Genomic DNA, 24,024 nt, shown 5'->3' with positions numbered 1-24,024 from the left:
CATTTAAGTTAAGATACTTAGCCGATGAAGTTAAGATACTTTGCCAAGTATGTTAACTTACCCTTCCTCTTGGAGCATTTCTACTTCTTTTACTTTCCTGAACAGGTCGGACGCAAAGATGAAATCGTTCAACGCTTGGTTATTGGAGGTGATTACCTGTTCTTTTGTCCCTTGCCATTCCTTCACGCCTTCCTTGATAAAGATGATATTATCACCAATATTCATCACGGAGTTCATGTCGTGGGTATTGATAACGGTCGTCATATTGTACTCTATCGTAATGTCGTGAATCAAATCATCGATCAATAAAGAAGTCTTGGGGTCTAGTCCGGAGTTCGGCTCATCGCAGAACAGATATTTAGGATTCAAGGAGATCGCTCTTGCGATGGCGGCACGTTTCATCATACCTCCACTGATCTCGGAAGGATATAGATGCCCGGCCTCGGACAGGTTTACACGTTCCAAACAAAATTCCGCACGTTTCCTGCGCTCTTTCGTTGAGTCTTTTGAGAACATGTCTAAGGGAAACATTACGTTTTCCAATACCGTCATGCTATCGAATAAAGCGGAACCTTGGAACAACATACCCATTTCCCGGCGTAGCATATTTAACTCATGCTTGTTCATCGTGATTAAGTCTCTGCCGTCATATAATATCTGTCCGGTGTCTGGCTTCATTAACCCAATGATATTCTTGATCATTACCGTTTTACCCGAACCGCTTCGTCCGATGATCAGATTTGTCTTGCCATCCTCGAACGTCGTACTTATATCTTTCAAGACGGCACGTCCATCGAAAGACTTCGTTAGATTTTTAACTTCGATCATTTTTAAGTAAGCATTAAATGGGTTAATATTACGTCGGCAAGCAAAATCATGATGCTACTCATGACTACGGCATTCGTACTAGCCTTACCTACCTCTAAAGCGCCTCCCTTTACGTTATAGCCAAAATAGGCGGCGATGGATGAGATGATGAACGCATATACTACGGATTTGATAATAGAATACCAAATGTAAAACTCGTTGAAGTAGAATTGCAAACCGTACTCGAACGAGGAAGGAGTCATTCCCGTACTCGTTGAGTAACTGGCGAATATGCCGCCCATGATACCGGTGAACATACTGAAGATAACCAATACTGGAATAAAGATCATCAAACCGAGCATTTTCGGAAGGATCAGGAAATTGGCGGAATTAACACCCATGATTTCCATGGCGTCTATCTGCTCGGTGACTCGCATGGTCCCGATCTCGGAGGCGATATTACTGCCTACTTTACCCGCTAGGATGAGTGCCATGATAGAGGAAGAGAATTCCAGCAAGATAATCTCACGGGTGGTATAGCCGATCGTAAACTTAGGAATCAAGGGGGAACTGATATTCAAGGAGATCTGGATGGCGATAACCGTACCGATAAAGACCGAGATGATTATGACAATCCAAAGAGAATCCACGCCTAGCTTGTATATCTCTTTGATCAATTGCTTAAAGAACATACTCCACCGGTCTGGAAGTGTTATACTCTTCATCATCAGTAGGGTATACTCACCCATTCTGTGTAATGCTTTATTCATTTTTATCTTGTCTTGATAAATTTCTGATTTCAATTTGCAAAGATAGCGTAAAATCCACTAATAACCATATAACATCTTAGAAACAAGATTGGTTTTATTTGTTATTTCACGAATTAGTAAGAGACAGTCGGCTTAAGTGTTTTTGCATGCAATGCTGGTTCAGCAAACGTTTTCTAGGAGAGGTCACATGATGCATCTTATCGGTGTAAGATGTATCATCTTGTTCATGTAAGATGTGTCATGTTAGTCATATAAGATGTATCATCTGTTATTTTGAGATGAGAGTTTTAAATGATGCTGTATGTTAACATGTTTTATATGTAAATGTTGGTTTATGTTGTTTCTTTTTCTTTTTTTTGTAAAACTTTTGATTAATCTGATTATTATGAAGACTATTAAATCATTCAAGATCGAAGGAGCTAGAATCCTTAAGAAACAAGAGATGAAAGAGATCTCAGGTGGTACATCTAAGTGCTGTTATTCTGATGGTATGTGGACTTCTACTTGTGGTGGTTCATGTGAGGTTTGGTGTACGCAACTTTATGGGTCAAATGCTTATTGCATGTAATGTGTAAAATTTGTAGGGTGAAGCTGGATAGAGTTTTGTTTGATCTATCCAGCTTTGTTTTCTTTTCTTAAATTAAAATATTATGAAAAAATTTTTTTTGTTATTGATGATTTTCTTTTCTTGTAGTAAGTCTGAAAAGAATATAGAATTAGTCCAATTTAATTCTCAAGCAAATTGTATTGAAAAAGAGTTTTTGTTGGAAGATATAGCTGATGTCTCTTATGTGTTTTTTAAAATAGATAAGGATGATACTGCTTTTCGTGGTAGACCACTTCATATTTCTAAAAATACGATCGTAATATTTGATTTCCCAACAGGCGATTTTCATTTGTTTGATTTGAGAGGAAATCTTATTTCTTGTTTTAATCATAAGGGATTAGGCCCAGATGATTACATGAGTGTTATTAGTGCCTTTGTAGACGAGAAGAAAGATGAGCTTTATGTCGTAGAGAAAAATAAAATTAAAATATATAGTAAAGCAGGTACTTTTATTAGAACTTTAAATTTGCCTAATGATGCGTGGGTGTATGAAGCTGTAGAGTATGATGATCGCTCAATTTTGTTAGCGGATAATTATGAACGAGCAGCCGGAACTTATGCGGATTTAGCGAATACTAATGCTGATACTTATATGGAGCCGTTCGTTCGTATATCCAAGGTGGATGGAAGTGTCATTGAGTATATAACCGTGCCAAAAGATTTTTCGGTAGATATGACTGCTACTTTTCAGATGGGTGAGAGAACAATGAAAATTGGTGGGCCACTTTATCGGATAGTTTCAAACAAAGATGGCTTTTTGTTGTCCAATCCAGAAATAGATACATTATTCCTTTTTTCAAAAAAAGAGAAGTTGAATCCAATATGGGTACATAATCCATCTGTGAAGGATATGGAAACAAAGAACTATCTAAATGCTTATGTGGAAGCTGGAGGCTATCAATTTTTTGAAAAAGTAACATTGAAAGTAGAAAAGACCCCACCTCTTCCTTCTGTAGCCTTGCTGTTTGATTCAAAGACAAATACTTTTTTTCGTCAAAAGGTTATGATGAAAGATTTTGAGGGAGAGATCATTCCAATAACTCCTGAAATTATTCAACGGACAAGAAATGCGCATGTGGGGCATGTGATGCTTTCGCTACCAAAATTGAAGGAAGCTCTTGAGGCCGGTCGTTTGAGCGGCAGGTTGAAAGAAATTGTTTCTGTCTCAAGCGAAGAAGATAATGATATATTGATGTTACTTCATTTTAAGCATTGATACAACAGATTGTTTAAGATTCAATAAGAGGGACTGTTTGTTTTGTTACTAAGTAAGTTTGATGATTATGGATGATATATTTATACGATATTTGAAATTTTTGGGTGTGAAATACACAAAAAAGTATGCAAAGGAATTGTGTGAATCTAATCCGAATAAAAATAATCTATATGGATTGTCTTCTTTGTTGGATAAATATCAAGTGGATAATGAAGGATTGTTACTTGATAGATCAAAATCGTCGTTGTCTAAAATAGATCCTCCTTTTGTCGTTGAGATGAAAGACGGCTTTGGAATTGTGCTTGAAAAGGATACCGAGAAAATAGATTTGCTGATATCAAAAAAGAAAAAAACGATAAGTTATGATGAATTTATTGAAAATTGGTCGGGAGTCGTTCTTATAAGTGAGCTTAACGAAAAATCAGGAGAACCTAATTATAGTGAAAATAGGAAGGCTTCGTTCTTGGAAATATTTGAAAAATGTCTTTTAGGGGCATTGTTGTTTTTGTTTTTGTTGTTTTGTGGTATTGAAAATGGATTGTTTAGTGAGTGCGGATTGGTTTTCTCTTTGCTCTTGAATATAATGGGTTTTTGTGTGTGCTGGTTGCTTATTGATAATCAAATAGATTCTTCTAGTGGATATATAGATAGTCTTTGTCCTTTATTTGGAGGAGGAAAAGATTGTAATCATATCTTGAAATCAGATGCATCTAGATTATTTGGGTATATAGCATGGAGTGAAATTGGGATAAGTTTCTATATTTCCAATTTATGGTTGATTTTTTGTTTTACGAATCTCTATGCTTATTTGTCAGTTATTTCTGTGTGCTCATTATTGTTTACTTTTTGGAGCGTATATTATCAAAAATATGAAGCAAAGGAATGGTGCTTTTTATGTTTGCTGGTGGTTTTTTCTTTGTGGTTGCTGTTTGTTAATAATCTTGTTTTTGGATTGATTAGGATGCCGGATTTTAGGTATGGAGATTTGATATCCGTATTATGCATATATCTTATACCTTTGTTTTCTGTTCATTTATTACTGCCTATTTTTATGAAATCTTCTAAATTAGAGGAAGTGTCTAGGCGATTTAAACAGTTGAAATCTGATGAGGATATATTTAGAAGTTTGTTGAAATCATCGAGGAAATATGTGATTGATAAACGTCTTGGTATTTCTTGGGGAGATTTTGAGTCTAAAAATACAATTACTGTTATTTCAAATCCTTATTGTAAATCTTGTGGAGAAATGCATTCTAACTTAAAGGCGATGATGATGAATGCTAGAGTGAAGTATAATATTCAATATATTTTTGTAACATATAATCAGACTTTGGAAAAGAGTATTGCTCTTTTTATGGCCATGAACCAAAGTCTAAATTCTTCAAAATTTGATGCTTTCTTAGATGATTGGTTTTCTTCTGATGACAAGAAGAGGCAAGATATAATGAATGGAAAATATTTATTTGATATTAATGATGAATGTTGGTGGAAGAATATCAAAGATCAAAAAAATTTCGCAAAGTTTGTAGATGTAAAGGCTACCCCTACTTTGTTTTTTAATGGATATTTATTACCGAGTAAATATGATGTAGAGGATTTAGTTGAGTTTTGTGATGTTGATGTAGATGTAGATTAATTGTAGTGATATATGCTAAATAAACAGTTGATAAATAAATTAATATCTTCGTTGGATGGCGATTTTCCGTTAGGATTGACTTATGGGAAAATGGGAGTTTGTATCTATTTTTACCAAATGGAACGATTAGTGAAAACGGATCAATATAGAGTGATAGGAGATAAAGTCTTGGATGATGTGTTAACGAAAATTTCTTCTGTTGAATCTTTGAATGTGGAAGATGGATTAGCTGGAATTGCTTTAGGATTAATCTTTTTAGTGAGGAAAAAATATATTGAAGCAAATTTGAATGAGCTATTAGTCGATGTGGATGACGTGATTTATAAATATTTAATGTTTCATGAAAACAAAAGTATTATTCCTGTTAAAGATATCTTAGGCTATATTTACTATTTTAATATACGTTTAGAGGAGATTTCTAATGAACAGGATCAATCTGTTTTTAAAGATGTAATAGCTTATTTAGTTGACTGCTTGTTTGAGAATGTCGATGAAAACTTCTTCGATGATTATGATAAGTTTTCTGTCTATTATTATCAACTGCCTTTGTTGTTTTTTGTTTTTGCAGGTTTGTTAGAAAAAGGAATCTATACTTCAAGGATTTTTCATATTCTTAACGAATGGAAAATGAGGTTGATAACTCGAATTCCTTTATTGCATATGAATCGCTTATATTTGTTATGGGGAATGTTGACTATTAAGCCGTTTTTAAAGGATACGGATTTTATTCAGTATGTTGATCAGATAAAACGCAGTGTGGATGTTAAATATTTAATTGAAAGAGAAATAAATATTAAGAATATATTTGTTACTAATGGGTATTCTTTGCTATTTGTCTTGTTGAAATTGATTGATAAAAAATATCCTTTATATAGCTTTGTTTATGATGAAAATCAGATTGTTGATAAGATTAAAACATCTCCTGCTTGGAAGGACCTGCAGGATGTCCCTTCGTTTTATCGGATTCATAGAGGGTTGCTAAATGGATTCTTGGGAGTTGATTTGCTTCTTTTTTCAAATGAAATGTTAGATAAATAGGCTTCTGTGTATGAAAAGAAATTTTTTAGACGTTACTTTCTTAATTCCTGTTAGGATCGATTCTTTGATTCGACTTGAAAATTTATTGTTGACTGTTAGGTTTATAAAAAGACAATTTGAGACTCATATAATGGTGTTAGAAGCTGCTCCATATCCTAATGGAATCATTCAATTTTTATTGGGAGAAGATATCGATTATATGTTTGTGCAAACTGATGATCCTATTTATCATAAAACAAAGTATTTGAATTTATTAATAAAGAAGGCTACTACTAATATAGTCTCTATATGGGATGCCGATATTATTATTCCTTATGAACAAATGGTAATGGCGGTTGAATCTATTAGGATAAATGATTATGATGTTGCATATCCTTATGATGGAGAATTTTTAGATACCTCTTTCATCTTAAGAAAACATTATTTTATTAATCATGATATAGATTTCTTATTAGCGAACAAGGGAAAAATGAAATTGCTTTATACTTTTGAAGGTATAATTGGTGCAGTTGGAGGTGCTGTTTTTGTAAAAAGAGAAAAGTATGTTTTTTCAGGCATGGAAAATGAGGATTTTTATGGTTGGGGGTTAGAGGATGGAGAGCGACATTATCGTTGGCTAGGATTTGGGTTCAGAATTTATCGTTCTTCTGGTTGCCTTTTTCATTTATCGCATCCAAGAGATATTAATGGAAGTTTTTATTCTGAAACACAAAAAATGAAAGCCTATCATTCTTTAAATGAGGTTATGAATTATACGAAAGAGGAATTGATTGAAAAATTTTCTATACAGCTCTAAGCTTGATGGTCATAATACTTTGATTATGCGTAGTGAATTTTCCGGTATGTAATACCCGGCCATGCGGATCGCTTTATTTATATGGGAGATCGTTGGACTCCGGAGAACGCTATAGACGGGCGTTATATCTGGCTTCCTATCCGATTCGAGGGGGAGCAACCCGTGATCGAGTGGCAAGCTGAGTGGAGTTATTAAATTCTCTTATCGCTTTTTTGCGAATGTATGTGATGTAGATCTGCGGATTATCACGTACATTCGCGTTAAATTTTTAAGTAGCTTATGTCAGACGAACAACGAATGGTGCTCCGTACGGAGGACTTGGTAAAGAAATATAGGATGCGTACGGTCGTGAATCATGTATCGATTAACGTGAAACAAGGGGAGATCGTTGGTTTGCTTGGTCCGAACGGAGCGGGAAAGACGACCACCTTTTATATGACAGTAGGTTTGGTCACTCCTAACGAGGGTAAGATCTTCTTGAATGACATGGAGATTACGAAATTCCCGGTCTATAAGCGGGCTCGCAACGGCATTGGTTATCTGGCGCAAGAGGCTTCGATTTTCCGGAAAATGACGGTGGAAGATAATATCCGCTCGGTCTTGGAGATGACGGGACGTAGCGTTGAGTACCAAAAAGAGAAACTGGAAAGCCTGATTTCTGAGTTCGGTTTGAATAAGGTTCGTAAAAACTTGGGAGACCAGCTTTCGGGTGGAGAGCGTCGTCGTGCGGAAATCGCCCGCTGTCTGGCGATCGACCCGAAGTTCATTATGTTGGATGAGCCTTTCGCCGGTGTAGACCCGATCGCCGTACAAGATATCCAGACAATCGTGGCTCGCTTGAAACATAAGAATATCGGAATCTTGATTACCGACCACAATGTGTACGAGACATTGAGTATTTGTGACCGGGCCTATCTCCTGTTTGAGGGAAAAGTCCTTTTCCAAGGAACCGCCGAACAACTAGCTGAGAACGAGATCGTGCGCGAGAAATATTTGGGAAAAGACTTCGTGCTGCGTAAGAAAGACTTATAGCAGCCGTTTCAATCGCCTGTTTACCAGCATGAACAGCAGGAAAGATAAGGCGGCGATAAGACAAAAGTCCAAAAGATGCTCGGCGGGAATATCGCCTGTGATAAACTCGTTATCCTTGAGACGACTGTCCGACATCCCTATTACGGCGAAAGCATTATTGACAAAGTGGGCGAACACCGGTATCCAGATGCTCTTGCTCCAATAGAGTAGATAGCCGAAATAGGCTCCGAGTATCATCCGGGGCAAGAATCCGTAAAATTGTAAATGGAAGGCGCTAAATAGTATGGCGGCGACCCATATGATCGTATGAGGGTTGGAGGTCCATTTCCCGATCACTCGTTGCAAGGCTCCTCTGAACAGGAACTCCTCGGTTATCCCGGCCGTAACGGCGATAACGATAAGGTTGGCCAGGATTACCCAAACGCTATCGCTGGATAACAGGATCGTCGTCAGTTGTTCGGCGAGGGTTTCTTGCGCCCGCATCCATTCCTCGATAGGAGCCATAAACGCGGGTAACTCCATCTGCTTGTTGAGCAATCCTAGCAAATTGATAACCGGAGAAAATAAGAACATGCAAACTAAGGTGAGAATCCAGATCCTGCCGTCTGTGATTTTCTTGACTGATAGATAATGGCGGGGATTGTCACTACATATCCAAGCCATGGCGATAGATGGTAGCAAAAAGGTACAGATCGCCGAGATGAACTGAATGAGCCTCATTAAATTAGCGTCTTGGGTTATATCAGCCTGTAAACCGTGGGTCGCGAGTAATAAGCCCGTGGATATAATAGATGATAAAACGGCTCCAGCCAATAAGAATAGCAGGAGGATCAAAAGTTGGATTATCGCCGGACGGGTAGCATATATTCCTTTTATTCTCATAATGATTCATTCAAAGGGTAAATAATTGCCGCCAAATATAAACAAAAGAATAAAAACAGATCAAAATTTGCACGATTAAAAGAATAAGTCTAATTTTGCGACCTAAAATTCGATACGACTATTAATTAAATAAATCATTCAGAATGAACGTTTCGCTTAAAAACAATGATGCCGTAAGCGGTATCGTGAAATTAGAAATAGTGAAAGCTGACTATGCTGATCAGGTAGACAAGAGCCTGCGTAGCCTTCGTCAGAAAGCCAATGTACCGGGTTTCCGTAAGGGCATGGTTCCTATGGGCATGGTTAAAAAAATGTACGGAAAGCACGTGCTGGTAGAGGAGATAAACAAATTAGTTTCTGAGAATCTGTTCAAGTATATCCGTGAGAACGATTTGCATATCTTAGGCGAGCCGATGCCTAACGAGACTGAGCAAAAGCCGTTGGATTTCGATAAGGAAGAGGATTTCGAATTCTGTTTTGACGTGGCTTTGGCTCCGGAGATCAATATCGAGTTGAGCAAGAACGATAAACTTCCGTTCTATCAAGTCGCTATCGATGAGGAAATGCTAAATAACCAAGTAAACGCTTATCGCTCAAACTTCGGTTCTTACGACAAGGTAGACGAGGTTGAAGAAAAAGATATGGTAAAAGGTACGGTAGCCGAGCTTGAGAATGGTGCCCCGAAAGAAGGTGGTATCGTTGTGGAGGACGCTGTCTTGATGCCTATGTATATCAAGGATGAGGAAGAAAAAGCTAAGTTTATCGGTGCTAAAGTAAATGCCGTAGTGGTATTCAACCCGAATAAGGCTTACGAGGGTGCTGAGGCAGAGATCGCTTCTTTCTTGAAGATCGATAAGGAGAAAGTGGCTGAGACTACAGGCGACTTCAGCTTCGAGATCAAGGAGATCACCCGTCATAAAGACGCTGAGATGAACCAAGAGTTGTTCGACAAGGTATTTGGCGAGAACGTGGTTACTAGCGAGGAAGAGTTCAAGAACAAGATCAAGGAAGCTTTGGCTGAGCAATTCGCTCCTCAGAGTGACTTTAAGTTCTTGACGGACACTCGTGATATGTTGGTTGAGAGAGCTGGCGAGTTGAATTTCGCTGACGATTTATTGAAACGCTGGTTGCTTGCCGCTAACGAGAAGAATACGAAAGAGAAGATCGACGAGGACTTCCCTCAGATCCTTCAGGATTTGAAATATCAGTTGATCAAGGAGAGCTTGGTTAAGAAGAACGGCTTGAAGGTTGAGGACGCTGACGTCGAGAACTTCGCTAAACGTGTGGCTAAGGCTCAGTTCGCTCAATACGGTATGTTGTCTGTACCCGAGGATGTACTTGACAATTACGCAAAAGACATGTTGAAAAATAAGCAAACACTTCAGAACATCATCGACCGTGCGGTTGAGGAGAAATTGGCTGCTTGGTTGAAAGAGCAAGTGGAACTTGATGTTAAGGAGGTAACCGCTGACGAGTTCAACAAACTTTTTGAATAAAAAGATCTTTACTCGGCCTCTTAGGAGGTTGTTTTATATCAAAAAAGGGATTTCTCTCTAAAAATATCTTAGCGGATAGCGAAATAAATTGTTTCTTTCAGAAATTTATTTATAACTTTGTTTTTCCGTTAAGTCACAGAGGGAAATCCCTTTTTACGTCTTCTCGGTAAATAAAAGATAGGAGAAAATATGGAAGATTTTAGAAAGTATGCTACAAAGCATTTAGGTATGAGTGGTACGGCTCTGGATAGTTATATGAACATCTCCAGTAGCTATATCTCCCCGACAATTATAGAGGAACGACAGCTGAATGTCGCTCAAATGGATGTCTTCTCTCGGTTGATGATGGACCGTATTATTTTCTTGGGCACGCAAGTGGATGATTATACCGCTAACGTGATTCAAGCGCAGTTGTTGTATCTGGATTCCAGTGATCCCGGAAAGGATATCTCTATTTATATCAATTCGCCGGGTGGCTCTGTATATGCGGGCTACGGCATTTACGACACGATGCAGTTTATCTCCAGCGACGTATCTACGATTTGTACGGGTATGGCCGCCTCTATGGCGTCTGTCTTATTGGTGGCGGGAACCAAGGGAAAACGTTTCGGCTTGAAGCACTCCCGTGTAATGATCCATCAACCGCTTGGCGGCGTACAAGGACAGGCTTCAGACATCGAGATTACCGCTCGCGAGATCTTGAAGGTTAAGAAAGAACTGTACACCATAATCTCGGATCATTCAGGTAGACCCTATGAGGAGATCGAGCGCGATGGCGACCGTGATTTCTGGATGACCGCGGAGGAAGCGAAAAAGTATGGCATGATCGACGATGTTTTAACACGTAAATAACAAAAACAACAATAAGAAACTATGGCCAAAACAACAGGCGATACATGTACGTTTTGCGGCAGGAGTAGCCGTGATGTTAATTTGCTTATCAATGGGATCTCTGGTTGTATTTGCGATGATTGTGCCCGGCAGGCGTATGAGATCGTAAAGGAGCAGACAGGAGGTAAGAAAACTTCTTTTGGTTTGAAGCAGAAAGATCTGCCTAAACCGGAAGATATCAAGACTTTCTTGGATCAGTACGTGATCGGGCAGGATGATGCGAAGCGTTATCTGTCGGTATCGGTATACAACCATTACAAGCGTTTACTTCAAAAGGTTACCGCCGACGATGTGGAGATAGAGAAATCTAATATTATCATGGTGGGCGCTACCGGTACGGGCAAGACTTTGTTAGCCCGTACGATCGCTAAGTTATTGCATGTCCCGTTCGCTATCGTGGACGCTACGGTACTTACCGAGGCAGGTTACGTGGGGGAGGATATCGAGAGTATCTTGACCCGGCTATTGCAAGCGGCGGATTATGATGTGGAGGCGGCCCAACGGGGTATTGTCTTCATCGATGAGATCGATAAGATCGCACGTAAGAGCGATAATCCGTCTATCACTCGGGATGTCAGCGGTGAGGGTGTACAGCAAGGTTTGCTGAAACTTCTAGAAGGATCGATCGTGAATGTGCCTCCTCAGGGGGGACGTAAGCATCCGGAGCAAAAGATGATTGCGGTGGATACGAAGAATATCCTGTTCGTTTGCGGTGGTGCTTTCGATGGAATCGAAAAGAAGATCGCTCAACGCTTAAATACCCGTGTGGTCGGTTATTCGGCTAGTTTGGATACGGCTACCGTAGACCGGAATAATTTACTGAAATACATCACCCCGACTGATTTGAAGTCGTTTGGCTTGATCCCGGAGATTATCGGTCGTTTACCTATCCTCACGTATCTGAATCCGCTGGATCGTGATACGCTTCGTAACATCTTGACCGAGCCGAAGAACTCCATTATCAAGCAATACGTCAAATTGTTCGAGATGGATGGCATTAAGCTGACGTTCGATGAGAAAGTCTATGAGTTTATCGTGGATAAGGCGCTTGAGTTTAAGCTGGGTGCCCGTGGGTTACGTTCAATCGTAGAAGCCGTGATGATGGACGCTATGTACAGTATGCCATCTCAAAAAGTAAAGGAACTCCATGTAACGTTGGAGTATGCGAAAGAGAAATTTGAAAAATCGGACGTGAACCGTTTACAGGTCGCGTAAACGTAGGCGGTTTACTATAAATAATACGAAGTATGGCAAAGAAGGATCATTTAACAGAAGAGCTAAATCGGCACTTTGGCTTCGGTACCTTTAAGGGGAACCAGAAGGCTATTATTGAGAACGTGCTGGCCGGGAAGGATACTTTTGTATTAATGCCGACGGGGGGAGGTAAATCTCTTTGTTATCAATTACCATCCATACTAATGGAAGGAACCGCGATCGTGATATCTCCGTTGATCGCTTTGATGAAGAATCAGGTGGACGCGATGCGGAATTTCAGTGAGGAAGATGGGGTCGCCCATTTTATCAATTCCTCTTTGAATAAGTCGGCTATCGACCAGGTGAAATCGGATATATTATCAGGACGTACCAAGTTGCTGTATGTAGCACCGGAGTCCTTGACCAAGGAAGAGAACGTGGATTTTCTGCGTCAGGTAAAGATCTCTTTCTATGCGGTGGACGAGGCGCATTGTATCTCGGAATGGGGACATGATTTCCGTCCGGAATATCGAAGAATCCGTCCGATTATCAATGAGATCGGTAAACGTCCGTTAATCGCTCTGACCGCTACCGCTACACCTAAGGTGCAGCACGATATCCAGAAGAATCTGGGTATGATAGACGCTACAGTCTTTAAATCATCCTTCAACCGCTCTAATTTGTATTATGAGGTTCGTCCGAAAGGAACGAATATAGACCGCGAGATCATTAAGTATATTAAAGCCAACGAGGGTAAATCGGGTATCGTATATTGTTTGAGCCGTAAAAAGGTGGAGGAATTTGCCGACATCTTGAAAGCTAACGGGATAAAGGCGTTGCCTTACCATGCGGGAATGGATTCGCAAGTACGTTCCGCCAATCAGGATGCCTTCCTGATGGAACAGGCGGATGTGATCGTGGCTACGATCGCTTTCGGTATGGGTATCGACAAGCCGGATGTCCGTTATGTGATTCATTACGATATCCCGAAGAGCCTAGAAGGTTATTACCAGGAAACCGGTCGTGCCGGTAGGGATGGCGGAGAAGGCCAATGTATCGCTTTCTATGCTTATAAGGACTTGCAAAAATTGGAGAAATTCATGCAAGGAAAGCCCGTGGCCGAACAGGAAATCGGCAAACAGTTGCTTTTAGAGACTGCAGCCTATGCCGAGACTTCCGTCTGCCGGAGAAAAGTGCTATTGCATTATTTCGGTGAGGAATACCTGGAAGATAATTGTGGTAATTGTGATAATTGTTTGAACCCAAAGAAGCAGGTGGAAGCGAAGGAATTGTTAAGTGCGGTACTGGAGGTTATCAGTACGTTGAAAGAAAAGTTTAAGGCAGATTATATCGTAAATATTTTGGTAGGTAACGAAACCTCCGAAATCCAAAATTACAAGCACAATGAATTAGAGGTCTTCGGTTCCGGACAGGACGAGGATGATAAAACTTGGAACGCCGTTATTCGTCAGGCTTTAATCGCTGGCTATTTAGCGAAGGATATTGAGAATTATGGTTTGCTGAAAATCACGGAAAAAGGTAAGGAGTTCATGAAGAAGCCGGTATCGTTCAAGATTACCGAGGACAATGAATTCGAGGAAGAGGAAGAGGAAGTTCCGGTTCGTGGGGGCGCCTCTTGTGCGGTAGACCCGGTTCTTTATTCCATGATGAAGGATTTGCGTAAGAAATTATCCAAGCGGTTGGAAGTTCCGCCTTTCGTGATTTTCCAAGATCCCTCTTTGGAGGCTATGGCTACTACTTATCCGATCACGTTGGACGAGTTGCAGAATATCCCGGGAGTGGGCGCTGGTAAGGCGAAACGTTATGGCAAGGAGTTCATTGAGTTGATCAAGAAACATGTAGAGGAGAACGAGATTGAGCGTCCGGAGGATTTGCGCGTACGTACGGTCGCTAATAAGTCCAAGTTGAAGGTCTCAATCATTCAGCGGATCGACCGTAAGGTGGCGCTGGACGAGATCGCGTTGACTAACGGACTTGAGTTCACCGAGCTTTTGGATGAGATCGAGGCGATCGTATATTCCGGTACACGTATCAATATCGATTATTTCTTGAATGATGTGATGGATGAGGATCATATCGAGGATATTTACGAGTATTTCAAGGATTCGGAGACCGACGGTCTGGAAGACGCCATCGAGGAATTAGGCGGTGACTATACGGAAGAGGAGATTCGCTTGGTCCGTATCAAGTTCTTGTCTGAAATGGCAAACTAATGGGAGGGTGGCCCGGTTCCACTCTAAAGAAAAAACAAATAAAGAAGCTTATTGTTCCTTCCGAAAGAGATTTATTTTTCCTTCGGAAGGAATTTTGTTTTCGTTCGGATGAAAGTTTATTTTCTTCCGAATCGAATTTTTAATTTCTCCCGTATCGATTTATTGCGTGAAAAGTCGTATATTTGCGCGCAATAATTTTTAAAGCATAAGTTCTATGTCATTTATTGCAGACAGGGTAGTTATGGATGGGTTAACGTTTGACGATGTATTGTTAATCCCAGCTTATTCGGAAGTTCTTCCTCGTAATGTCGATCTCACGACAAAGTTTTCACGTAATATCACATTGAATATACCGATGGTGTCGGCCGCTATGGATACGGTTACCGAGGCCAAGTTGGCTATCGCTATCGCCCGTGAGGGAGGTATTGGTGTGATTCATAAAAACATGACGATCGCCGAGCAGGCAAAGCAGGTCCAGACCGTTAAACGTGCGGAGAATGGAATGATCTATGATCCGGTGACTATCACGAAGGGCAAGCGTGTGGCGGATGCCTTGGCAATGATGGCTGAATATAAGATTGGCGGTATTCCCGTGGTGGATGAAGGCGGGTATTTGGTAGGTATCGTGACAAACCGTGACTTGCGTTTCGAGAAGGACATGAACCGTTCTATCGACGAGGTGATGACGAAAGAGAATTTGGTCGTAACCGGACAATCTACGGATATGGAGGCCGCCGCTCAGATCCTTCAGGAACATAAGATCGAGAAGTTACCGGTGGTCGATAGCCATAATAAGTTGATCGGCTTGATTACCTATAAAGATATAACGAAAGCGAAAGATAAACCGAAGGCTTGCAAGGATTCGAAAGGTCGTTTGCGTGTAGCTGCCGGTGTAGGCGTTACGTTCAATACCTTCGAGCGTGTAGCCGCTTTGGTGGATGCCGGGGTGGATGCTTTGGTGATCGACACGGCACATGGTCACTCAAAAGGTGTGGTGGATGTCTTGAAACAGATTAAGGCGCAATATCCGCATATTGATTGTGTGGTCGGTAATATCGCTACGGGCGAGGCTGCTAAATATTTAGTGGAAGCCGGGGCGGACGCCGTGAAGGTAGGTATCGGTCCGGGTTCGATTTGTACAACTCGTGTGATCGCTGGTGTGGGTGTTCCCCAGTTGTCGGCTATTTACGATGTGGCGAAGGCGTTGGAAGGAACTGGTGTGCCTTTGATCGCCGACGGTGGCTTGCGTTACTCCGGTGATATCGTGAAGGCGATCGCCGCTGGTGGATCTTCCGTGATGATGGGATCTCTGTTGGCGGGTGTAGAGGAGTCGCCGGGCGATACGATTATCTTCAATGGCCGAAAGTTTAAGTCTTACCGTGGAATGGGGTCGTTGGAAGCTATGCAAAAGGGGTCCAAGGATCGGTATTTCCAAGATGTGGAGGACGACGTGAAGAAGCTGGTTCCGGAGGGAATCGCTGCCCGTGTTCCGTTTAAGGGTTCTTTGTATGAGGTCATTTACCAAATGGTAGGTGGTTTACGTGCGGGAATGGGTTATTGCGGGGCTCATAATATCGAGGAGTTGCATAAAGCTCGTTTTACTCGAATCACCAACGCAGGTGTGCAAGAGAGCCATCCGCATGACGTAGCGATCACGCAAGAGGCTCCGAATTATAGCCGCGGTGAATAGTAATACAAGTTTTACGTTTTATAAAAAACACTAATTTAATGGGATAGCATACTTTTCTTGTCGGCTCTCCGTTAGATTAGTGTTATTTTTGTAATGTATATTCGTGCTATGGTAAAAGAATTTTTGATGAAAAAGTTACTTATTTCATTAGGGGTATTCGCTTGTGTGACAGTTAACGCTCAAACCGCATCCGATTCGGTCGTTATGACGGTCGCTGGAAAACAAGTGCCTTTATCTGAATTTATTTTTATCGCGGAGAAGAATGGAGAGGTGGATTTATCGAATACAAAGTCCGTCAAAAACTATGTCGAGCTATTTAAAAATTTTAAGCTAAAAGTAGCGGAGGCGGAATCTTTAGGGATCGACCAGACATCCTCATTCAAAAGTGAGCTGGATGGATACCGGGCTCAGTTGATCGATAGCTATATGTCGGATAAGGAGGGTGAGAAAGCGGCTGCCCGTGCGGTATATGACCGTGGGGATCACTCGGTAGAGTTGACCCACATCTTATTCCGTTTGCCGGAGAAGACGGTCTCCAAAGATACGGTAGCTGTATATCAAGAAGCCATGCGAGTATACGAACGTCTCCAGAAAGGAGAGGATATGGAAACAGTCGGAAAAGCTTTGGCCGAGAAGGATAAGGAGCATGTCGCTTGCGAATATGTACGTTGCTTGCTCCCGATGCAATCCCTAAAAGTGTTTGAGGATGCCGCCTATTCCTTGCCGATTGGCGTGGTGTCTGAACCGGTTCGCACGAAATTAGGATTTCATTTGATAAAAGTCCATAGTCGTAAACCCAATCCGGGGCGGGTACATGTCGCTCATATCTTGATCGCCTTCCCGAAAGATTCCGCTATTCAGGACTCATCGGCTTTTCTGGCAAAAGCGCAAGCTATCTATAAGCAAGTACAAGAGGGTGCGGATTTCGGTGAGTTGGCGAAAGAGTATTCGGGGGATGCGGCTTCCGCTAAGAAGGGGGGGGGATTACCTTGGTTTGGGGTAGGCGAGATGGTCCAGCCTTTTGAGCAAGCCGCTTTTGCGTTGAGCAAGCCGGGTGATTTATCCGGGGTGGTGGAAACTCGTTTTGGTTACCATATCATTAAGTTGATCGATAAGAAGGGACGCCCTTCGTTTGAGGAAGAGGAAAAAGCTTTGTCGAGACGTATGGGGCAGGGTGAACGTAACTTCGAGTTATATAAAGCTTTCGATGATCGTATGAAAAAAGAATACGGATACGTTTTCTATCCGGAAGCCTATGCGGAGCTGCAAGCGTTATGTAATGATTGTTTCCCCACGGACGAGGCGTTTTATGAGAAAGCGAAGGATATGAACAAGACGCTTATGCAATTGGATGGAAAGGATTTCCCGCAAGCGGAGTTCGCTTATTATATCCAACGTTGTCCGTTCTCGACAAAAACGTATGCGGGTGATTTTATGCAAGAGATCTATGATTTGTTTATCCGCGATATCGTAACGACCGCCGAGCGTAAGAATCTGGAGACAAAACATCCGGAGATCCCTCATTTGATGCAGGAGTACCGGGATGGGATTCTGTTGTTTGAGGTCAGCAACCGAGAGATCTGGAGCAAACCCTCCGCCCAGCAGAAGGTGTTGGAAGCGAAGTGGATTGCGGATTTGAATAAAAAATATCCGGTGACTGTCAACTGGAAATTATTGAAGAAACTAAAGAAATAAAATAAAGATAGATATGAGGATAGTCTTCATGTTCCTAACGTTCGTTGTGTTGTTGGGTGCCTGTAAAGGTTCTCAGCCAGTTGATACTACGGATGTCTTGGTTAGCGTGAAAGGACGTACCCTAAATCGTTCGGAGGTGAATAAGCTAATACCCCGGGGGATTTCCTCCGCAGATAGTCTGTTGCTGGCCGAGGGCTTTACCAAGAAATGGGTAAAGGATGTATTGGTGTACGATGTGGCTTTGCGTAACTTGGGGGATGAGAAAGAGGAGGTCGATAAATTGGTAGAGGAGTACAGGCGTTCCTTGGTTCGTTACCGTTATCAGGAACGATTGGTGGAGGAGAAGCTGAAAACTGATATCCGGGAAAGTGATAAATTAAACTATTACGAGGAAAACCAGAAAAAGTTTATCTTGGATAAAGGCTTGATCAAGGGATTATTCTTGAAAATCCCGGTTGATGCCCCGGGACTTACCGACGTCAAAAAGTGGTACAAATCCACAGATGTGGCCTCTTTAGAAAAAATTGAGAAGTATAGTGTGCAAAATGCCACGATTTATGAGTACTTTTACGACAAATGGGTTGATTTCGATGAGGTAATGGATAATATACCGATCCATGTGTCGAATCCGAATGCGTTTCTGAAGGCGAATAAGTATGTTGAGGTGGCGGATAGCAGTTATTGTTATCTGTTGAATATCAAGGAATATTTACCTTCCGGCAGTGTGGAGCCATATGATTATGCCAGTCCGCACGTCACGGAAATGCTGGTCAACCAACGAAAAGTTGAATTCTTGAAAAAATTTGAAGACGAGTTATATAACGATGCGATCCGGAGCGGTGACGTGGAATTCCATTCCGAGCCGTGATCTCTAATTTTATAAATGGGTAGACATGATGAAAAAGATTTTAAGTGTATTCTTTCTTGCCTGTTGTTCTTGCATTGTAATGGCGCAAGACAATGTGATCGATGAAATTGTGTGGGTGGTAGGAGATGACGCTATTTTACGTTCGGATATTGAGACGCAGCGTTTGTATAATCAAAACGAGGGGGTCCGTTTGGATGGCGACCCGTATTGCGTGATCCCGGAGCAGATGGCGATACAGAAACTATATCTGAATCAAGCAAAGATCGATAGTATTACCGTGAACGAGAACCAAGTGATCCAGAGCGTGGATCAATGGATGAACATGGCTGTGAACCAAATCGGGTCTCGCGAGAAATTGGAGGAGTATTTCGGTAAGAAATTTTCCCAGATCAAGGACGAGCGGAAAGAGGCGATGCGGGAGCAGCAGGTCGTGCAACAGATGCAGCAGCAATTGATCGGCGAGATCAAGCTGACACCTTCCGAGGTGCGTAAATATTTCAGCCAGTTGTCTCAGGATAGCTTGCCGAATATCCCTACGACGGTGGAGGTGCAAATCGTTACCTTGGAACCGAAGATTCCGTTTGAGGAAACAGACGCTATCAAGGCCCGCTTACGTGATTTCACGGAGCAGGTCAATTCCGGTAAGATGGAATTCTCTACGTTGGCTCGTTTGTACTCGGAAGATCCGGGTTCGGCGTCTCGAGGTGGTGAGCTGGGTTTCATGAGCAAGACACAGCTGTTGCCGGAGTTCGCGAACGTCGCGTTCAACTTGAAAGACCCGAAACGTGTCTCCCAGATCGTACAGACGGAGTATGGTTACCATATCATCCAATTGATCGAGAAGCGTGGAGACCGTATCAACTGCCGCCATATCTTATTGAAACCGAAGGTTTCCGATAAGGAGTTGGCGGATGCTACCACTCGTCTGGATTCATTGTACAATGATTTGCAAGCGAATAAATTTACGTTCGAGGAAGCCGCCACATTCGTCTCTTACGACAAGGATACACGTAATAATAAAGGTTTGATGGTAAACCAAGATTACGAGAGCAGCAATATGGGAACCCCTAAGTTCGAGATGCAAGAACTTCCGCAGGAAATCGGTAAGGTGGTATATGGCATGAAAGTCGGAGAGATCTCCAAGCCTTTTACCATGTTGACGAACAAGCAGAAAGAGGTAGTAGCTATTGTTAAGCTGAAAGCTCGGACGGAAGGACATAAGGCGAATTTGGCCGATGACTTCCAAGCTTTGAAAGCGATCGTAGAGGCTAAGAAACGTGAGGAATTATTGAACGACTGGATCACGAAGAAACAAAAATCAACCTACGTGCGTATTAGTGACGGTTGGAGGAATTGTGATTTCAAATATCCGGGTTGGATTAAGGAATGAGACTAATTAACAGGTTATTTCTAGCGCTCTTATCGTGTGCTTTATCGGTTGGCGTATTTGCGCAAACGCAAGATAGCACGGTGGTAGCCGCCAAAGATAGTGTCGCTCCCAAGAAGACGAAGGTCTTTTTGGAGCATGCGAATACGCTTTCGTTCGATAAGGAGAGGAACGCCGAGGCTCAAGTACTGAATGGTGATGTTTGTTTTCGCCATGATAGTTCGTATATGTATTGCGATAGCGCATATTTCTTTGAGCAGACCAATTCCTTGGAAGCGTTTAGTAATGTCCGGATGGAACAAGGGGATACCTTGTTCGTGTATGGAAATTACCTGTTTTACGATGGAAATACCCAGATCGCTTATTTGCGGGAGAATGTCCGCATGGAGAATGGGCAGGTTACCCTGTTTACGGATAGCTTGAACTATGAGCGAATCCCGGATATCGGATATTATTTCGACGGAGGTCTGATTGTCGATTCCTTGAATCAGCTCTCTTCTTTTTACGGGCAATATTCGCCTAGTACGAAATTGGCTATCTTCAATGATAGCGTCCGTCTGGAGAATGAGCAATTCACGTTGTATTCCGATACCTTGCATTATAATACGGACTCGAAGATCGCCACGATCCTCGGACCATCCATTATCGTGTCGGATAGCGGCACGATCTATTCTTCCAGAGGTTGGTACGATACCGTGAATAATACCTCTTTGCTATTGGATCGTTCTCAGGTGGTTTCCGGCGACCGTATCTTGACGGGCGACTCTATCGCCTACAACCGGGAACTGGGTTTTGGGGAAGCGTTCGGTAATATGAGTCTGCAAGACACGGCGCAGCATGTCATGCTGGAAGGCCAATATGGCTTTTACAATGAGAAGACCGAGTATGCTTTCGCTACGGATAGCGCCCGTTTCTTGGAATTCAGCCAAGGGGATACATTGTTTCTGCATGGTGATACCTTGAAGATGACTACGGTGGACTCCCTTTACCGGGAAGTAAAAGCTTATTATGGCGTCCGTTTCTATCGGACGGATATGCAAGGTGTTTGCGATTCGATGCAGTTTAATACAAGAGACTCTATATTATATATGTATACGGACCCTATCGTTTGGAATGAACAGTATCAGATCTATGGGGATACGATCTTGATATTTATGAATGATAGCTCGATCGATTTCGCTCACGTGAAGCAATTCGCTTTCGCGATACAGCAAATCGATTCTACCGCGTTCAATCAATTAAAGGGAAATGACTTGAAGGCTTATTTCGAGGGACAGGTCGTGAATCAGATCGATGTGTCGGGCAACGCCGAATCGATTTTCTTCCCATTGGAGAAGGACGGCTCGATGGTCGGCATGAACGAGACCAAGAGCGGTTTCCTTACGATCTGGCTAAAAGACAATAAGTTGGATAAACTGAAAATCTGGCCGACTCCAACAGGTACGATGACCCCTATTCCTGATTTGAAGCCCGACCAGAAATACTTGAAAGACTTTTATTGGTTTGATTATATCCGTCCAAAAGATAAGGATGATATTTATCAGGTCGTGAAAAGAAAAGCTCAAGATGCTCCGAAAAGAAGCAATAAATTCGTACATTAGCGTCGTATTCATAATTAATAGGTAAAGCTATGGCACTTTTCTCGTTTTATAACATGCGCAAGCCGCGTCAATTTGATCATAAGCCTATTTATTGGGACCCTCATAAGGAAGCCTTGGAGGAACGTATAAGCAAGGTCAAACGTGAAATGGGTGTAGAGGAGCCGTTGGAGGAATATAAGCCGCATATCAAGGGAACTTTCATTGAAGGTACCTCGCATCTGAAGAAAAGCGTGGGGCGAGGCGAGGATTCCCGGGCTCGTAGGTATAAGAATGTGAAACTGGCGGTGGCCTTGGCGGTCTTGGCTGCTTTCTTTTGGTATTTGTTCTGGTAATGAGCGATATCATTCATTTACTTCCGGACCATATCGCCAATCAAATCGCGGCGGGAGAGGTGATTCAACGTCCGGCCTCTGTCGTTAAAGAGTTGGTCGAGAATGCGGTGGACGCTGGCGCTTCCAATATCCAAGTGAACATTAAGGATGCGGGTAAGACATTGATACAGGTGATCGATGACGGGAAAGGTATGTCTGAGACGGATGCTCGCATGGCTTTTGAGCGGCACGCTACTTCTAAGATTTCTACGGCCGAGGATTTATTCTCTTTGCATACGATGGGTTTCCGAGGTGAGGCATTGGCCTCTATCGCCGCTGTCGCCCATATAGAGTTGCGTACCCGGGCTAGAGGGACCGAGCTTGGCACTTGCCTATCCATCGCGGGTTCCAATTTGGAGAGTATCGAGCCGGAGGCTTGTAACGAGGGAAGTATCTTCTCGGTAAAGAATCTTTTCTTTAATGTTCCCGCCCGCCGGAAATTCTTGAAGTCGAATGAGACGGAATTCCGGAATATCATCAATGAGTTCGAGCGAATCGCCTTGGTGAATCCGCAGGTGGGTATGTCTCTTTATCATAATGACGCGGAGATATTCAATCTGCCCGAGTCTGGGTTACGTCAGCGCATCATTAATATATATGGTAAGAGTTTAAACCAGAAGTTGCTCTCTCTGGATGCCCAAAGTTCCATGGTGACTATTTCCGGTTTCGTGGGGCGTCCGGACTCGGCGAAGAAGCGAGGGGCATTGCAGTTCTTTTTTGTGAATGGTCGTTATATGAAGCATCCTTATTTCCATAAGGCGATCATGCAGGCCTATGAGCAATTGATTCCTGCCGGGGATATGCCGAATTATTTTGTTTATTTCACGTTGGATCCCTCCTCGATCGATGTCAATATCCATCCGACAAAGACGGAGATTAAGTTTGAGAACGAGCAACCGATCTGGCAGATCTTGATGGCCGCTACCCGGGAGGCGTTGGCTAAATCGAGCGCTATCCCTACGATTGATTTCGATGTGGAGGATGCGATCGATATTCCTGTTTACAACCCGGTCAAGAAAAGTGAGCCTAGTACTTATAAGGCCCCGAAAGTGCAAGTGGATTCCAGTTATAATCCGTTTGACACTACTTCCTATAAAAAACCGGAATTCGATTGGTCTAAATTATATCAAGGGTTTGAGAACGATCGAGTGGCTGCCCAACTGGAGTCCGAGAGTTTCGAGGATGCCCCGATAGAGGAATTGCCGGCCGAGGCTTCGAACCCGGAAAACCTGTTTGCGGAGGTAAGCAATCCTTGCTATCAATATAAAGGGCGATATATCGTGACATCCTTGAAATCGGGTCTGGCGATTATTGACCAGCATCGTGCGCATGTGCGTATCTTGTTTGACCAATACCTGTCGAATATCCGTCAGCAACAAGGTGTATCCCAACAAGTCTTATTCCCGGAGATCGTAGAGTTTACCGCTGCCGAGGCGGCTGTACTGCCTTCCTTATTGGAGGATTTGCGCTTCGTCGGCTTTGATCTGAGCAATCTGGGAAATGACAATTACGCGATCAATGGCTTGCCCGCCGGCATAGAAAACCTTGATCCGGTAAATTTGGTAAAGGATATCGTGGACCGGGCGATCGAGACCGGATGCGAGGTGCATGAGAAGATCTGCGAAGCCATCGCCTTGTCTTTAGCGAAAGCCGCCGCTATCCGTCCCGGCAAATCCTTATCCTCGGAAGAGATGGATCATCTGATCGCCTCCCTATTCTCTTGTCCGGACTCGAACCTGACCCCGGATGGAAAGACGATTATCTCCATGCTGACAGATGAGGAGCTGGAGAGAAGATTTAAGTGCTAGGGATG

The 24,024-nt window shown here is 42.5% G+C and carries 19 protein-coding genes and 1 pseudogene; 17 read left to right on the top strand and 3 right to left on the bottom strand.

The window, feature by feature from the left end:
* Positions 1 to 57: 57 nt before the first annotated feature.
* Entirely contained in the window at positions 58 to 828 is a 771-nt protein-coding gene (locus D7V92_RS02850) for an ABC transporter ATP-binding protein (RefSeq protein ID WP_057328134.1), read from the bottom strand.
* A 2-nt stretch (positions 829 to 830) separates the two neighbouring features.
* Positions 831 to 1,577 (bottom strand): ABC transporter permease, encoded by a 747-nt coding sequence (locus D7V92_RS02845; protein ID WP_008773770.1) that lies wholly within the window; start codon positions 1,575 to 1,577, stop codon positions 831 to 833.
* A 650-nt stretch (positions 1,578 to 2,227) separates the two neighbouring features.
* Between D7V92_RS02845 and D7V92_RS02835 the strand changes: the two genes are divergently transcribed.
* The 6 genes and pseudogenes from D7V92_RS02835 to lptB all read left to right on the top strand — a co-directional run bounded on the left by D7V92_RS02835 (position 2,228) and on the right by lptB (position 7,902).
* Positions 2,228 to 3,400, top strand: coding sequence for a 6-bladed beta-propeller (locus D7V92_RS02835; RefSeq protein WP_057328135.1), 1,173 nt, complete (start codon positions 2,228 to 2,230; stop codon positions 3,398 to 3,400).
* 67 nt (positions 3,401 to 3,467) lie between these two features.
* Positions 3,468 to 5,036 carry a vitamin K epoxide reductase family protein gene (locus tag D7V92_RS02830; protein ID WP_158598876.1) on the top strand — a complete coding sequence of 523 codons (1,569 nt, stop codon included), beginning with the start codon at positions 3,468 to 3,470 and terminating at the stop codon, positions 5,034 to 5,036.
* A gap of 12 nt (positions 5,037 to 5,048) precedes the next feature.
* A complete protein-coding gene (locus tag D7V92_RS02825) occupies positions 5,049 to 6,074 on the top strand; it encodes a hypothetical protein (protein WP_057328137.1) in 1,026 nt (341 codons plus the stop codon).
* A 10-nt stretch (positions 6,075 to 6,084) separates the two neighbouring features.
* The gene (locus D7V92_RS02820) at positions 6,085 to 6,870 is read left to right on the top strand and encodes a galactosyltransferase-related protein (RefSeq protein ID WP_057328138.1); all 786 of its coding nucleotides are present in this window, start codon (positions 6,085 to 6,087) and stop codon (positions 6,868 to 6,870) included.
* Positions 6,871 to 6,921: 51 nt separating this feature from the next.
* Positions 6,922 to 7,065 (top strand): annotated as a pseudogene (locus D7V92_RS02815) (beta-glucanase); the annotation flags it as partial.
* 84 nt (positions 7,066 to 7,149) lie between these two features.
* Positions 7,150 to 7,902, top strand: a complete 753-nt coding sequence (gene lptB, locus D7V92_RS02810; RefSeq protein WP_057328139.1) for an LPS export ABC transporter ATP-binding protein — start codon at positions 7,150 to 7,152, stop codon at positions 7,900 to 7,902.
* Here lptB and D7V92_RS02805 read toward each other — a convergent pair.
* Positions 7,897 to 8,784, bottom strand: a complete 888-nt coding sequence (locus D7V92_RS02805; RefSeq protein WP_008773768.1) for a CPBP family intramembrane glutamic endopeptidase — start codon at positions 8,782 to 8,784, stop codon at positions 7,897 to 7,899. The genes lptB and D7V92_RS02805 overlap by 6 nt on opposite strands.
* Positions 8,785 to 8,927: 143 nt before the next feature.
* Here D7V92_RS02805 and tig point away from each other — a divergent pair, with 143 nt between their 5' ends.
* The 11 genes from tig (at position 8,928) to mutL (ending at position 24,019) form a co-directional block, all read left to right on the top strand.
* Positions 8,928 to 10,280, top strand: coding sequence for a trigger factor (tig, locus tag D7V92_RS02800; protein WP_121772225.1), 1,353 nt, complete (start codon positions 8,928 to 8,930; stop codon positions 10,278 to 10,280).
* Positions 10,281 to 10,469: 189 nt separating this feature from the next.
* Positions 10,470 to 11,132 (top strand): ATP-dependent Clp endopeptidase proteolytic subunit ClpP, encoded by a 663-nt coding sequence (gene clpP / locus D7V92_RS02795; RefSeq protein WP_005853931.1) that lies wholly within the window; start codon positions 10,470 to 10,472, stop codon positions 11,130 to 11,132.
* A 21-nt stretch (positions 11,133 to 11,153) separates the two neighbouring features.
* Positions 11,154 to 12,386 carry an ATP-dependent Clp protease ATP-binding subunit ClpX gene (gene clpX / locus D7V92_RS02790; protein ID WP_005853934.1) on the top strand — a complete coding sequence of 411 codons (1,233 nt, stop codon included), beginning with the start codon at positions 11,154 to 11,156 and terminating at the stop codon, positions 12,384 to 12,386.
* 32 nt (positions 12,387 to 12,418) lie between these two features.
* Entirely contained in the window at positions 12,419 to 14,599 is a 2,181-nt protein-coding gene (gene recQ, locus D7V92_RS02785; protein ID WP_005853936.1) for a DNA helicase RecQ, read from the top strand.
* 214 nt (positions 14,600 to 14,813) lie between these two features.
* A complete protein-coding gene (gene guaB / locus D7V92_RS02780) occupies positions 14,814 to 16,289 on the top strand; it encodes an IMP dehydrogenase (RefSeq protein WP_005853938.1) in 1,476 nt (491 codons plus the stop codon).
* Positions 16,290 to 16,397: 108 nt separating this feature from the next.
* Positions 16,398 to 17,984 carry a peptidylprolyl isomerase gene (locus D7V92_RS02775; protein WP_121772235.1) on the top strand — a complete coding sequence of 529 codons (1,587 nt, stop codon included), beginning with the start codon at positions 16,398 to 16,400 and terminating at the stop codon, positions 17,982 to 17,984.
* Between the two features lie 13 nt (positions 17,985 to 17,997).
* On the top strand, positions 17,998 to 18,852 hold the full coding sequence (locus D7V92_RS02770) for a hypothetical protein (protein ID WP_034532077.1): 855 nt from the start codon (positions 17,998 to 18,000) through the stop codon (positions 18,850 to 18,852).
* A gap of 25 nt (positions 18,853 to 18,877) precedes the next feature.
* Positions 18,878 to 20,242 (top strand): peptidylprolyl isomerase, encoded by a 1,365-nt coding sequence (locus D7V92_RS02765; RefSeq protein ID WP_008773764.1) that lies wholly within the window; start codon positions 18,878 to 18,880, stop codon positions 20,240 to 20,242.
* Positions 20,239 to 21,840, top strand: coding sequence for an OstA-like protein (locus D7V92_RS02760; RefSeq protein ID WP_005867109.1), 1,602 nt, complete (start codon positions 20,239 to 20,241; stop codon positions 21,838 to 21,840). The genes D7V92_RS02765 and D7V92_RS02760 overlap by 4 nt, the downstream gene beginning before the upstream one ends.
* Positions 21,841 to 21,869: 29 nt before the next feature.
* Entirely contained in the window at positions 21,870 to 22,172 is a 303-nt protein-coding gene (locus tag D7V92_RS02755; RefSeq protein WP_005853948.1) for a hypothetical protein, read from the top strand.
* On the top strand, positions 22,172 to 24,019 hold the full coding sequence (mutL, locus tag D7V92_RS02750) for a DNA mismatch repair endonuclease MutL (protein ID WP_036653375.1): 1,848 nt from the start codon (positions 22,172 to 22,174) through the stop codon (positions 24,017 to 24,019). Before D7V92_RS02755 ends, mutL begins: the two co-directional genes overlap by 1 nt.
* Positions 24,020 to 24,024: the final 5 nt, after the last annotated feature.

Origin of the sequence: Parabacteroides sp. CH2-D42-20, from assembly GCF_003670185.1 — a bacterium.
Taxonomy (GTDB): Bacteria; Bacteroidota; Bacteroidia; order Bacteroidales; family Tannerellaceae; genus Parabacteroides; species Parabacteroides distasonis.
This window is presented reverse-complemented; position numbering and strand designations above follow the sequence as displayed.